This is a genomic window from Flavobacterium xizangense, from assembly GCF_054075145.1.
Genome location: NZ_JBSIPG010000359.1, coordinates 1 through 230, shown reverse-complemented (window position 1 = coordinate 230; position 230 = coordinate 1). Strand labels below are relative to the sequence as shown.

Here is a 230-nt window from a genome sequence, read left to right as displayed (position 1 = left end):
CATCCACCGCCGAGTCGTTATCGATATCGTCCGTCGCGGTTTGCAGCAGTTTGATCGCCTGCGGATAGTCTGTGGTTCCGGCCTGGGTATTCACCAGCAGTCGCGCCAGCATGATGGCGCCGCGTTTGCTGCCTGCCAGTGTGGCCTGTTGCGCCAGCGTTTTTGCCTGAGCATATTCGCCATGCTTGAAATGGATTTGCGATAGCAGCGCCATGGCGTCGATATCACCG

1 pseudogene is annotated in these 230 nt (G+C 58.3%); it reads right to left on the bottom strand.

The window, feature by feature from the left end:
* Window positions 1-230: pseudogene (locus ACWA1B_RS23765) on the bottom strand (hypothetical protein); the annotation flags it as partial.